Origin of the sequence: Cylindrospermum stagnale PCC 7417, assembly GCF_000317535.1 — a bacterium.
GTDB lineage: Bacteria > Cyanobacteriota > Cyanobacteriia > Cyanobacteriales > Nostocaceae > Cylindrospermum > Cylindrospermum stagnale.
The window spans coordinates 1062142-1075238 of sequence record NC_019757.1 but is presented as its reverse complement, the minus strand read 5'-3'; the positions used below and the strand labels follow the sequence as shown (position 1 = coordinate 1075238).

Genomic DNA, 13097 nt, shown 5'->3' with positions numbered 1-13097 from the left:
GGGATCTACGAGTGTTTGATTTATCACTAACAACTTTTTAAACATCCTCTAAACTGAAGGCAGGCGAATAGTTGTCGCCAATAAACTTTGTAAGCGATGCTGTTGAGAGCCGATTTGATAGAGTAAATCGCCTTTACCTAAAAGATAAGCTGCTGCTGTTTGTTTGCCCCCCAGAACAATGCTAGAGTCTGCTTCACTAGCTGTACGTAGGGCAACTCGTCCTGGTAGATTTGAGCGAATTAAGGGAGTAACTACTTTAGCTTCGGGACGTTGCGTGGCGATAATGAGATGTATACCAGATGCTCTAGCCTTAGCACCCAGTCGTTGAATGCTTTGTTCTAATGCTGTGCGGATTTCTTTTTCGGCCATAAAGTCGGCATATTCATCAAAAATGCAGACAATACGGGGTAAAGGTTGGGAGGAACGTTGATTGTAGCCGCTTAAATCTGCACACCGAGCTTTTTCAAACCGCTGGTAACGGGACTCCATCTCTGCAACCAGTTCTTCCATGAGTTCGATGGCGCGATCGCTATCTTTGACGACTGGGGAATATAACCAAGACATTTGCTCAAACTCTGGAAAGGTGACGCGCTTGGGATCAACCAGGGCAATTTTCAGGTTTTGGGGAGAATGGCGATTGAGTAGACTCAGGAGTAGCGATCGCAAAAATTCACTCTTACCACTGCCGGTTGTCCCACCCACCAAAAAATGACAAGTATTCGGATCAGATAAATCAGCCTCTACCAACTCCCCCTCAATACTCACCCCAAGGGCAATTTTCACAGATGCTGTCGCAGGTAAAAAATGCGGCTGAATATACTCATCAAAGCTAGCAATTTGTCGATCTGCACGAGGCAAGTCAATACTCACATACCCAGCTTGCGGAGCAATTAGCGGCGGATTAGCTAACCCCAACTGCACTTGTAAATCGTTAGATAAGCGGAGAATAGAACTAACACTCACGCCTAAATGAGGTTTAAGCTTCACCCGGATAAAAGCTGGCCCCACAGCAGCACCTTGGTAATCTACTTTAATTTTAAAAGATTGCAAAGTAGTCACCAAAGCTTCTCCCATTACATCGGCGTCCGGTGACTGCTGATTATTCTTTCTCGATGTCTCTCTACTTTTAAAAGAAGGTTGAGTTGGTTCAAATTCTGCATCTATATTAGTATCTGTCTCACCCGTTTTAAAAAAATATCCCGCATCTATATTAGTCTCTTTCTCCCCCCTTTTTAAGGGGGGCTGGGGGGGATCTAAATTTACATCAACAAATAAAGTCTGACACTTTTGCTGCTGGGGGCAAATTTCACACAGATGAGGCTGGGTTGTAACTGGTGGTGGGTTAGGATTTGGAGATTCCCAACTCAGCCATTGTTGCATTTGTAATAATTTGTAGGGAATTAATTGATGAACCGTATTTTCTAGCTGTTCCCAAGAATATCGATATTCTTTAAACTCTGGCAAAACACAGTAAACCGCTGAATCAACCGCTACCTTTTTCTTTTGCCATAGCATATAACTATAGAGAGAAACTTGGGCTAATTGCGCTGCTGGATCTACAGGTTGATAGGTTTTAAACTCTACCATACAAAGGCGTTTTAATTCACAGTTGAAAACCAAGCAATCAAATTCTCCTCTTACCAGTTGCTTTGTCCCATCTGGTAAATTAAAATAATTCTCAATACTGCGTTCTTCAGAAATAAAAGTACTACCAATAACTGTTTCTGCACTGCAAGAACGCCGATTGATTATCAATAATTCAGTGAATTGTCTAATTAGTCCTTGCATTCCCTGCCAAACTTGCAATAATGCAGATGCTTTACTAGCATCTTTACTTACAGTTTCTTGTAGATACGGAAAAAATTTGATTTGATAAAATATTTGTTGAATTTGCGAGGAAGTTTCGTCTATATTTAGCTGGGATGCGGGTAACTGAAACAGTAATTTAAATTGTGTATCAGTAAGAACTAATTTAACAAAATCATCTGCTAATTGGTGAAAAGCGTTACCAATACCAACAGCGGCATTTTTAGGAAAAAATATTGCCTTATCGCCAAATTTATGATTTAGATAAAATAGTCGGGGACATTCAAAAGCAACCCTGACTTTAGTAGGAGTTAAAGATGAATTTTCAGTTTTAGCTTTAGAACCATTATTTACCATAGTAAAAATATCACTGACAGCATTAGGGTTATAAATTTCGAGTAAGCGACGATGCACAGCAGCCAAATAAACCGTATCCATTGCTGCATATTGTAGCTGCTTTTGACTCAGAGGGCGCTTTCCCCAGTCGCTTTTTCCTTCATCTGCATCTACATTGGAAAAGTGACAAAGTTCAGCGGCTAAGGTTTTCAGTTTTAAGTTGGTAGTTTGTAAAACTTGGCGCTTAATCTTTTGGGCTAGCTTTAAAGTGCAAGTTACATTTTGTGCGAGAGTTTTTCCTAGATACTTTAAATCAAAGCCAGCGCTATGAAAAACCTTTTCAATTTGGGAATTAACCATAATTTGGTTAATAAAAAAATCTGCCAAATCCTGTTTACCTAACACATCGAATAGGTAAGCAGATTCACCAGTTAAATCTGTAGGATCAGCCAGTACCTGGATAAGTGCTAACTTTGGATAAGGAGTATTCCAATCAGCAATTTCTGTATCTACCCATAAGGTTTTAGCTAAGGCTAGTTGAGATATTTGCTTATAAATTTCAGCAGCTTCTTTCAGGTAATGCATTAGCTGATATAAATAAATTGTGCTGGATAGATTATTTTTGAGGAACTAAGCAAATTAATTGAGCTTCTGGCTTTGCTTTGGGATCAAGAATTTTAATTTTATTCTCCTGGCATAGTTGTTTAATTAATCCATTAATTTGAGATTCGCTAACTGTATTAAAGGTGCTACAAGCATTTTTAATTAAAGTTTGTCTCCCCAAAAACTGCTGAGTTGTAACTAGATTAAATATAAAATCTTTGACTGGTGGTTCTGGTGGTTTTGTTGTTCCCTTAATTATCTCCAAACTTTGTAGTAAAGGACACTCTTCCAAAATCTTAGACTCACGAAGCAGTATTTGCAAATTCTTTAAATTTATGGTTTTGTTACCAATTACTAAATCTCCTTCACGAGCATCTCTAACTAAGCTGTGATAAGTTTCTAGGTAGTGAATAGAAGTAATATCTGGCTTGATGTGACTGTGGAGAGAACCTGTAAATATCTCCACAAAACGTTTATTTCCCTTATTACTTGAATTGCCTAGTCCTTCTGCGCGAATCAGATACAATTTTAAGGATGGATCTTTTTGAACTGCTTTCTTGCACGCTTCCATAACATAGAAAAAATTAGTCATATTAGCATCTTCTGTCCAGACTACTCCTAAAAGTCCAGATTTACCTGACAATTTGTATTCTAGTGAATAACTAGCGTACTTTGTTCCTGTAAATAAAGGAGATTTAACTCCCTGTACTTGCAAAGCTACTAAAGCTTCTTGCAGAAGCTGAATCATATCCGGTGAAGATAAAAGACGAAACCGCGTGATTCTTTGCTGAACTTTATTAAATTCATCGCGCCATTGTAATTTAAAGGCGGCTAGAAGTTTTAAATGCTCATTGTTTTCTCCATTCTTTTCAGGGAGTTTAAAACCATCCTTACTACCGCCACTAGCTAACCATTTTTTGTATTCTTGAAATACAAATTGCCCAAATTGGATAACATTTCTAGGTTCAGTTTTTCCACCAGGGAATTCATTTTCCAGGTATTGGCGAGTTAAAGGATAAATAGGAGAAGGTGGTTGAATATTTGCTTGATGGTGTAGAGGATAAAGACGAGATGCCAAAAGTGATTCTGCTTGTGTCAAGCTAATACTTTTTAAATCTACTTTTTTATCAACACGATCTTTGTGAGTTTTATCAATTCGAGATTTATTCTGTTCCCAAGTATTGCTACCTATGCTGATAATGATGAGAAAGTTACTATCTTCGCCATTAATTTTGGTATTGACGTTTAATAATGCTTGCAAATCTAGTGTTCCATCAGGTAAAAGAGCAATACTTTCTAATTGATCGAAGCACAGCACAATTGGTTGTGTATCACCAGCAATTCTACTAAAGTTTGCTAGGTTTTCTCTTGCTGCTTCTTCTGTATCGATAGATTTTCTAATCCCTAATTTTTGCAGACAATCTTCACTTAAGTCATCTCCTCGTAACCACTCACAAGCTAAGGGATAAAGTTCTGTATTAGTCAAATCGTGCAGTACACCAAAAAAAACGTCTGCATTGTAAATACCTGCTTGTTTGTAGATATCTTTGAGTTTGTTGATAAATTTTTTCCGATCACTTCGCAGCAAATCTAATACATCATCTTTGAGAATGCGTTGTTTAACACTGCGTTGCTTGATAGCAGTTAACACTTTTTCTAGCCAAAGCAATAATTGAGAATCTTTTTGTCCCTCTGGAATTTGTACCAAACTATCAACGGTATAGCGCAAGATGTGCCGCCAAATGTAATCACTTTGAGGAAACGGCGGAATATAAACAAAAAATGCTTTATGGTTGAATTTCTTTTTGAGCCTACCCAATAGATATGTTTTACCTGAGCCACCATCGCCATCAAGTATTACAGTGCGTGTGTGATGATCTTGAGCGACTTGATCAAGTGTTACTTCAATTTTAGTAATTGCTTCCTGATGGATAGAATTAACTGTAGGTTCTGGTTGCTGCTGTTTGTGCCAAAAGTTGACAGAGCGAAAGTTATCAAATGGGTTGATACTCCTGAGAATAATCTCATCGATAGATGCCATAAGCTTGCTCTTTAATTCACAGTAAGTTTAATGAAAAATAGCGGACTTCCTGAACGCTGGCTAATTCCGGTGTTGACTTGCTCCTGGGTATAGTCTTGAGCGTGTATCAGCCCTCTCAGTTCAATTTGGTCATTTTTTTGCAAACGGTACAGCGCTTGATCTAATTCATCCCGTGACATTGGTGGTTGTAATTTTTGCCGTAGATGGAAAATGGGTAAATAATTTTCTGTACCCAGTTCCTTATCTAATTCCTCGATGATTTGTAAAATTTCTTCATCACTGGGATTGATGATTGTTTCTACACGTGGCTTTTCACCATTATGTGGAGGAGGAGAAACTGGTACCCGTAAAGTCTTCCGCAAAAAGCGTAGGTAATTATTCAGCATTTCCAAGCTGATGACAGGGTTAGAGCCTTTGTTAGGACTGTATTCATCCCGTAAATACTCAATTCCTCTTTCAGTTAGCCAAACCTCAGCTTTAGTTCTTTGAATTTTGATTTCGGCTGCTATCAAACCTCGCTCACTCAAGCTTTTCAATATCTCCCCTCGTTCAGCAGCTTTTAGCGAGGTGATTTCGCTGGGGGTAATTTTACCGGAAGCTTTACTGAGTTTATCCAGTACCTTACGTTCTTTGTCGGTGATGGGTAACTCCGCTGAGTCGAGTTTCAGCAAGGCATCACCAGGGGGTAAAATTTTAACTGTGGCAATCTCACGAGAATAGTCTACAAATTCGCGATCGCCTAAATCTCGACAAATTTTTTCCTTCCCTTTAAAAGAACTGAAAATACTTGCACTCAAAAGGGAGCGATAATTCTCACATCCCAATAGCTTTAAGAGGAACTTTAACTCGTTCGTATCCATGCGGTTAATCTTGCTGTATGTGAATATGACTCAGGACTACTCTAGCTTGAATGGCAAAAATTGACACACATTTTCTATTGTAAGTATAATTAGTGCCAGAAGCTACCTAGTGTTACGCGATGGCGCATTACAGCAGTTTTTATTTAGACCACACTGTAGAGACGTTACATGCAACATCTCTACTTTCTGCTCCCTGAGTAGGCAATTTTTCTATCCAACACTTTCCACCATGCATCAAATGCTTTTGGCAATAATATTTTTTATGCAAAAATAACTTGAAATCACAGGAGATATACCTTAAGTGACAACTTCCTCAATTCGCACATTATTTATCACCAAAGAAGTGCCTTATCCACCAGTTGGCGGAGTAAGTTTACGTACGTGGCAAAACATCAATATTATGATGAAGTTTGGCCCCGTTGGCGTTTTTTCAGCTTCTAACTGGAGTCCTAAAAACACATCTCTACCAGGAGTTGTAAACTGGAAGCATGCCAATGTTGCCCTACAGCGCTCAACCTGGGAAAAACTAGACCTCCGGTTGTGGTGGCTGCACCCCCGCAGACATCCAGATGCAGACTGGGCTTTTGCAAAAACTGCTGCTGAGGAATTAGATGCAACCCTAACAGAATTTCAGCCAGACTTGGTAGTTGTCGAAGAAGTGTGGCTGTACAATTACCTGACTGTAGTCAAAAGTCATAAATGTCACATTATCTTCGACAATCATAACGTAGAAGCATCCCTGTGGCGGCAGCGACACAGTGGAGTAACAGGACTAAAATCAAAATTAAAAGCCAAAATTCAGCTAGACCATCTTCAATCTATCGAGGGAGAGTTTAGCCGCCAAGTTAGGCAAATATGGGTATGCAGCGAAGATGACGTTAGTTTAATTCAGCAATTTTATGGGCAAGTAGCACCCACTTACGTTGTACCTAACGGGATTAATGTAGCACACTACGACGGTGTGCGCTCCGGTGAAAGTAGCCCAGCGACTGGCTTGGAGGATACCAAACGGAATATACTTTTTCTGGGTCAGCTTTCATACTCACCGAATACAGTCGCGGCTGAGTTACTAATCAACCAAATTTACCCCCGGCTACAAAAGCTTTATCCAGACAGTCGTCTGCTGCTAGTGGGGCGCAATCCAACTCCGTCTATGCTAGCAGCAGCCCAGGGAGAGCCAGGAATTATTGTTACTGGCAGTGTACCAGATGTCCGACCTTATTTAGCTGCTGCCAGCATGATGGTTGTGCCATTACTTCAGGGTGGAGGCACACGCCTAAAAATTATTGAAGCCTTTGCTGCTGGTTGTCCTGTCGTCAGTACTGCCAAAGGTGCTGAGGGTATCAAAGCTAGAGACGGAGAACACCTGCTGATTAGAAATGAAGTGGAAGAGCTAGTTGAAGGAGTGTGTCAACTTTGGTCAAATCCTTCTTTGGGGGAAAAACTAGCTCGTTCCGCTTATGAACTGGTACAGGCAGAATACTCTTGGGAAGCGGTTAGTCGCAATATAGAGCAAGCTGTTAAGCAACTGTTTTGAAAATAGCTATTTAAACTTAAATGGCTTTTTCCAGCACAATGCACTGGGTGAGAACTTTATTAACTACTAAAAATTCATCCAACCGATTCAAAATCAGATTGTAGTCAAATTCAGGATAACCATACAGTTCGCTAGGGTTACCAATTTTAAGTTTTAATCCAGATTCCTCAACCAGGGAACTAATTGATATATTAGACCCATATTGATTGGAAACTTGGTTAGTAAAAGGATAACAATCTAGGAATAGATCTATCGTTGCTAAAAATAAGCCACCTGGTTTAAGAATGCGTCCAATTTCTTTTACCAGTGAACCTATTTCCTGTGAAGGTATATGTTCAATTGCCGAAACAGAGAAAACCCGATCATATTGGTTACTCTCCAGTTTGGCATTTTGGAGAAAATCTTGAATAAATTTAACCTTACCGCCAAAAGATTGATTTAAGTGATAAAAATCGTCTTTAGAAAATATCCAATCAACGCTTTCACTAGGATTAATTAGCGGATCAACGGAGGTAACATCTAGCCCAGCTTGAGCCAAAGCGAATTGAAACCCAGAAGCCCCAGCACCAACTTCAACTACTCGCATACCTGGCTGTAGCGGCGTAGCTAAAAAACACCAAGGATACTCAAAAATTCGTGAAAGACTATTAACTTGAAAGCCAAATGGGCCAATCTTTTTAATTATAAAACTAGGCCACTTATAACGGTTACGCCAAATGAAGTTGTTGCCAGGTTTTTGAGAATTGACATATTCATACCACCAATTTGCACCAACGGGTGCTTTTTGCTTTTGGTTCCAAGCAGTGTACTCAGAAGGAATATTCTTAGGTGCTAACATAATTCAGCTATCTCCTTTGAGAATTAATTTAATCGGACTAAAAAATTCGTCGTACTTTTTTTACTTAGCTATAAAATAGTACTATCCCAGTTGTATAAAAGCAAGCTAATTTATGCTAACTTTATACGTCTAACCCCGCACCTTGCGTAGAGACTTAAATGCCTGATGTCGCCATGCAATTGGTAACAGTGATAACCCTAAACCAGTCCAAGCCTTAACTTTAGAAAAAGATTTACCTGCCAAAACTAACTCTCTACCTTTTTGCGTTTCGCCTTTCTCAATTAAACGTAAACCTAGTAACAATTGCGTTTCCATCAGCCGATTTTGCCTAAGTTTCTCTAATTTGTCTGACTCAAATTTATAACTTTCTAAATAGCGGACTTTATCATGTAAATAAGGAATTGCCCGATTAATGCCTTGCTGTTCTGCATGGACTCGGTATTCCATTAATAATTCTGGTAGGTAATAGCCCTTTTTACCAGCCAAAGCCAAGCGGACAAATAAATCATTATCTTCACAATTTTGCAGATTTGGCAGCATAAAGCCCAAATCTTGCAAGGTTTGACGACGAAATAATGTCGCCCCAACTTGAAAGCTTTGCTGAATAAATACAACTTCCAGCAAATTATCTACTACACCTGCTGGCAAATTCTTCCTTCCCCAGCGATGAGTATTTTGTTGAGTTTGCGCCTCATCTCGAAGATTATTAATATCAATAATCCAATGGTCTGTACCCACAAAATCAATGTTTGAATCTTGATTAAGAATAGCCGCAGTCTGGGCGAGAAAATCGCTGGTTAGTCGATCATCATCATCAAATTTAATGAAATATTCGCCCCTAGCAGCATCAAAGCCAGAGCGCATATTATTGCTTTTACCAATATTTTGCTGATGACGGATGTATTTAATTCTGTTGTCTGTGTACTGTGACATCAACTCAGGCGTGCTGTCAGTAGAACCGTCATCACAAATAATTAATTCAAAATTTTCTTCAGATTGCTTGAGTACGCTTTCAATGGCGTAAGGTAGTAGGTAATCCCGATTAAAAGTAGGTATACAAACAGAAATTTTGGGCATATTATATGGCATTAATTCTCAAATCAATAATTTTTTGTATTCTTTTGATTTTTCTATTGATAAATCTATTAGTTCTAGTAAGGAGACTAGGTGGTTTTAACTCTTTTGGTCTTTGTTCTGGCTGTTTGAGGAAGCGATAGTATAAAAACTCATCTTTATAACGAATATTGACATCTTCTCCTTGAGATAAATGAGCAAAATCAATGGCAGAATAGCTCATGTAATGAAGGCGATAAATCGGTTTTAAGCCATCTTTATTGTAAAGAACATTATTAATATTCACGAATGGGTCTGCATTGGCGCAGTTACCAGTTCTCTCTTGACCATTGGGGCTGAGTGTATAGTTAAATATTGGGCGATTGCACCGCAAAGTCATGTAATTAAACAAAAAGGCATCATCCCACAGTCGGGGTACCCACTTGATTTCATCTTTTTTAATCAATAACTGCTGCATGGATTCAATTTCTGATGAACTAAAAATACCTTTCTTTGAGCCAAAAAAGCTGGAACAATGTAACTTATCACGCACATATTTTTCTTGATATAAACCAGATTGTTCGATGAGGTTTAAATCTAAAGCTGCATCCTTTGTTGATTTTTTATGTTCCCAATCATCGAATATAAAATCGTATGTTTCAAGTCTCTCTAACACATTATCCAGCGGCTTCATTGCTAGGCTGTCAGCGTCATAAAAGACAAATTTATCAAAATATCCGTCAAAAACACATAGCTTTCTGAGTAAGGGGCTTTGAAACCAAGCATTATAGGATGTAGTCATCTGCTTGGCTGCTGGATGGGCTGCCCAAACTTGCTCGGCAAAATTGTCCCAGCGTTGAATTGATTCTCTATTTTCGTAAAGTGTTACGTTCTTACGAGAATTAATTTCTTGCTTCACCCGGTCTAGTCGCTCATCATAGGGAATAATACAAATAGGAATATCTGGGCTAACATTTACCTCTATGCTATTGAGCAAAGCTACTAATTGGTCATAAACCACATCATTAGCTAGGGTGTAAATGCCGAAAGATTCCATGTTTACAAGTCCTTTTATCTTCAATTTTTGGGTAAATCAAGCTATACATTGATTAAATGTGGTATCAATTTTTGACCACAGATAATACAGGGGACAGGAATACCCCTAGGGAAAATCTTGAATTTACTTAAGTTTATCAGGTAACATAAATGCTATTACACGTTTTTGTAAATAGCTTAGGTGTATAGTAGACAATTTCCGCTATACAGTCAAATTTATCCGTATCATCATTCGACTTGGTTGCGTTTCCGGTTCATCAGTTTTATGAAAATTTTAATGCTATCTGCCACCTTTCCCTATCCACCAACGCGGGGGGGAACCCAAGTGAGGACGTTTAATTTACTGAAATATCTAAGTCTTGGCCATTCTATTACTCTTGTAACTCAACGCGATCGCGATATCACAACCGCAGAGATAGCAGAATTACGGAATTGTGTGGATCATCTAGTCGTTTTTGATCGTCCCCCAGATGCTGGCAATACCGCCGGAATACTGAAGAAGATCCAGCGCTTCGGCACTTTTTTGCAACATGGTACACCGCCAAGTGTACTCAACCGCTACTCTGTGGAGATGCAGGAGTGGATTGACAACTTTGTGAAAGCGGGTAAATGTGACGTCATCACCTGTGAACACAGCGTTAATGAAATTTATGTGCAGCCCCATTTCCAAAGACAGGTAAAAACTATCGTTAATGTGCATAGTTCGGTTTTTGGTAGTTGTCGTAATCAGCTAACTACGGGCATCACTGAAAATAGCTTGAGAGATAAAATTAATCTCCCGCTTTTGCGTCGTTATGAAAAAAGCTACTGTGCTAAATTTTCGGCAATTGTGGTGACAACAGAAGAAGATAAAAACCAACTACAAGAGTTTAACCCTAATGCGGAAATTACAGTTATTCCCAATGGTGTAGATTTCGCTGCTTTTCCCAACCGTACAAGTGATCCTGGGGGACAGCGGTTAATTTTTATTGGCGCAATGGATAATTTGGCAAACATCGATGCTGTCTGCTTTTTTAGCAATGAAGTCTTGCCAGAAATCCAACAACTTTATCCGGATACAACTTTTGATATCGTCGGTTCTCGTCCTGCACCATCCGTTTTGGCACTCCAGCAAAAACCAGGGATTAATGTCATTGGGAGAGTGCCTTCAATGGCAGAATATTTACACCAAGCTACCCTGTGTGTTGTGCCGATGCGGACTGGGTTTGGCATTAAAAATAAGACTTTAGAGGCAATGGCAGCGGGTGTGCCGGTAGTCGCAAGCGATCGCGGTTTGGAAGGATTAGCGGTAGATGATGCGACAATACCACTAAGGGCACTCCGCGCCAATCAACCCGCAGAGTACGTTGCTGCTATTCGACAGATTTTTGAACAACCGCAACTCCGAGTTGAACTATCTCGCAACGGTAGACAACTTGTAGAAACTGAGTTCACTTGGGAGATTGCTGGTAAGCGTTATCAGCAAGTGTGTCTGGGGGAAGTTTAAGAATTAAGAACCCCGCCCCCGTAAAGCTGTGCTTTACGGCCCCTCCCCGCAAGCTAGGAGGGGATAATTGCAGTTTTCAACAGGTTAACATTGGTAATCAATTGAATCTCTCAGACTCAATACCAGCAAAATATATGAAATTTAACACCTTTAACAGTTCTCTCGCACTCATACTTCTTAGCTTCAGTTTTTTGCCATCTGCTGAAGCCCAAACCCCTGTGGCTGTAAACTCCCAATTATCTCAAGAAGCTACTGCACTTCGACAACAAGGTTCCAAGGGGTTGCAAACATTTCTTAAGTCCCATGCTTCAGATATGTCTTCCCCGGAAACCCGCGCCGCTTTAGATGTACTATGCAGACAGCGGGACTGTCACGCCTCCCGTCTCTACTGGTATACTGATATCGAGCAAGCGAAGGCGGCAGCTAAAGCTAGTAATAAACCGATACTATCTCTGCGGTTACTGGGTAGGCTAGATCAAGATTTGAGTTGTGCTAATAGTCGCTTCTTTCGGGTGGCGCTGTATCCAAATGCTGAGATTTCTCAATTGCTAAATGAGCGGTTTATCTTGCACTGGCAATCTGTGCGCCCTGTACCGAAAGTAACAATTGATTTTGGTGACGGTAGGCAGATGGAACGGACGATTACAGGCAATAGCATTCACTACGTTCTTGATGCTGCGGGACGTCCGATTGATGCCATCCCTGGTTTATATGGGCCTAAGGCTTTTGGACGTCAGCTAAAGCAAGCGGAAGCGGCGGTTAAGGAGTTTAGCAACCTGGCTAAAGGCGATCGCGAATCCTTCTTACAAAAATACCATAGCGATCGCCTAAATTCTATCCAAACCCAATGGGCAGCCGATTTATCCCGGTTAGGCATCAAATCTCCTCCCAAACTGGTGGAAGTTCCCGCACCGACAGCAACAGTAGCAGGTTCTCTAGCTGTTGCTAAAATGGCAGTAGAAAGGCCAATGCTTAGTGCCATCCAGCCTGCTGCACAAAATCAAAAGGCCTTATTAGAAATCACAGATCAGCAAACTTGGAATAAAATCGCCCAACTCTATGCGGCCGATGCCAAGCTAGATAAAAATAGCATTTCTTTAATCAGAGCGAAAAAGTTCCAATCTGCCAACAATCAAACGGATGATTTATTAAAATTAGTGAAAAATTTTGAAACCACAATGGCTGTAGATACAGTCAGAAACGAATACACGTTGCACAACCAAATTCATCAATGGTTTATCCAACGTAACCAGACAAGTAATGTAGAATTGCTAAATGAGAAAGTTTACGCGCAACTGTTTTTAACTCCTAGTTCTGACCCCTGGTTGGGACTTTTGCCCAGTGATAGCTACAGCGCCATTGATAATGATGGCATCCATCAAACTACTGTAGGGGAAGCAAAAATCAAAAAATAACAACTTTCTTGAAATTTCTTTCTTGCCCAGATTAATAATTAGCCATAGAAACCTATTTTGCTGATT

General features: G+C 39.9%; 9 protein-coding genes. 3 read left to right on the top strand and 6 right to left on the bottom strand.

Annotated elements, in window-relative coordinates; genetic code table 11:
- Nucleotides 1-48: 48 nt before the first annotated feature.
- Genes CYLST_RS04390 through CYLST_RS04380 form a run of 3 tightly spaced genes read right to left on the bottom strand, consistent with a single transcriptional unit; the run spans nucleotide 49 to nucleotide 5646 of the window.
- On the bottom strand, nucleotides 49-2727 hold the full coding sequence (locus CYLST_RS04390) for a DNA translocase FtsK (protein ID WP_015206501.1): 2679 nt from the start codon (nucleotides 2725-2727) through the stop codon (nucleotides 49-51).
- A gap of 31 nt (nucleotides 2728-2758) precedes the next feature.
- A complete protein-coding gene (locus CYLST_RS04385; protein ID WP_015206500.1) occupies nucleotides 2759-4786 on the bottom strand; it encodes an ATP-binding protein in 2028 nt (675 codons plus the stop codon).
- Nucleotides 4787-4797: 11 nt separating this feature from the next.
- Nucleotides 4798-5646 (bottom strand): hypothetical protein, encoded by an 849-nt coding sequence (locus CYLST_RS04380; RefSeq protein WP_015206499.1) that lies wholly within the window; start codon nucleotides 5644-5646, stop codon nucleotides 4798-4800.
- Between the two features lie 301 nt (nucleotides 5647-5947).
- Here CYLST_RS04380 and CYLST_RS04375 point away from each other — a divergent pair, with 301 nt between their 5' ends.
- Nucleotides 5948-7183, top strand: coding sequence for a glycosyltransferase family 4 protein (locus tag CYLST_RS04375; protein ID WP_015206498.1), 1236 nt, complete (start codon nucleotides 5948-5950; stop codon nucleotides 7181-7183).
- 16 nt (nucleotides 7184-7199) lie between these two features.
- On the opposite strand, the gene CYLST_RS04370 is transcribed toward CYLST_RS04375, so the two are convergent.
- The 3 genes from CYLST_RS04370 to CYLST_RS04360 all read right to left on the bottom strand — a co-directional run bounded on the left by CYLST_RS04370 (nucleotide 7200) and on the right by CYLST_RS04360 (nucleotide 10131).
- Nucleotides 7200-8021 (bottom strand): class I SAM-dependent methyltransferase, encoded by an 822-nt coding sequence (locus CYLST_RS04370; RefSeq protein WP_015206497.1) that lies wholly within the window; start codon nucleotides 8019-8021, stop codon nucleotides 7200-7202.
- Between the two features lie 129 nt (nucleotides 8022-8150).
- The gene (locus CYLST_RS04365) at nucleotides 8151-9098 is read right to left on the bottom strand and encodes a glycosyltransferase family 2 protein (RefSeq protein WP_041233422.1); all 948 of its coding nucleotides are present in this window, start codon (nucleotides 9096-9098) and stop codon (nucleotides 8151-8153) included.
- A 1-nt stretch (nucleotide 9099) separates the two neighbouring features.
- The gene (locus CYLST_RS04360) at nucleotides 9100-10131 is read right to left on the bottom strand and encodes an Npun_R2821/Npun_R2822 family protein (protein WP_015206495.1); all 1032 of its coding nucleotides are present in this window, start codon (nucleotides 10129-10131) and stop codon (nucleotides 9100-9102) included.
- Between the two features lie 264 nt (nucleotides 10132-10395).
- On the opposite strand from CYLST_RS04360, the gene CYLST_RS04355 reads away from it, so the two are divergent.
- Together CYLST_RS04355 and CYLST_RS04350 are read left to right on the top strand one after the other, a co-directional pair.
- Entirely contained in the window at nucleotides 10396-11616 is a 1221-nt protein-coding gene (locus tag CYLST_RS04355; RefSeq protein WP_015206494.1) for a glycosyltransferase family 4 protein, read from the top strand.
- Nucleotides 11617-11750: 134 nt separating this feature from the next.
- Entirely contained in the window at nucleotides 11751-13031 is a 1281-nt protein-coding gene (locus tag CYLST_RS04350; protein ID WP_015206493.1) for a hypothetical protein, read from the top strand.
- Nucleotides 13032-13097: the final 66 nt, after the last annotated feature.

What these genes read in the sequence shown, in the direction of transcription:
- CYLST_RS04385 (WP_015206500.1), bottom strand. Translation starts at nt 4,786, where the DNA reads ATGGCATCTATCGATGAGATTATTCTCAGGAGTATCAACCCATTTGAT.
- CYLST_RS04355 (WP_015206494.1), top strand. Translation starts at nt 10,396, where the DNA reads ATGAAAATTTTAATGCTATCTGCCACCTTTCCCTATCCACCAACGCGG.
- CYLST_RS04370 (WP_015206497.1), bottom strand. Translation starts at nt 8,021, where the DNA reads ATGTTAGCACCTAAGAATATTCCTTCTGAGTACACTGCTTGGAACCAA.
- CYLST_RS04360 (WP_015206495.1), bottom strand. Translation starts at nt 10,131, where the DNA reads ATGGAATCTTTCGGCATTTACACCCTAGCTAATGATGTGGTTTATGAC.
- CYLST_RS04390 (WP_015206501.1), bottom strand. Translation starts at nt 2,727, where the DNA reads ATGCATTACCTGAAAGAAGCTGCTGAAATTTATAAGCAAATATCTCAA.
- CYLST_RS04380 (WP_015206499.1), bottom strand. Translation starts at nt 5,646, where the DNA reads ATGGATACGAACGAGTTAAAGTTCCTCTTAAAGCTATTGGGATGTGAG.
- CYLST_RS04350 (WP_015206493.1), top strand. Translation starts at nt 11,751, where the DNA reads ATGAAATTTAACACCTTTAACAGTTCTCTCGCACTCATACTTCTTAGC.
- CYLST_RS04365 (WP_041233422.1), bottom strand. Translation starts at nt 9,098, where the DNA reads ATGCCCAAAATTTCTGTTTGTATACCTACTTTTAATCGGGATTACCTA.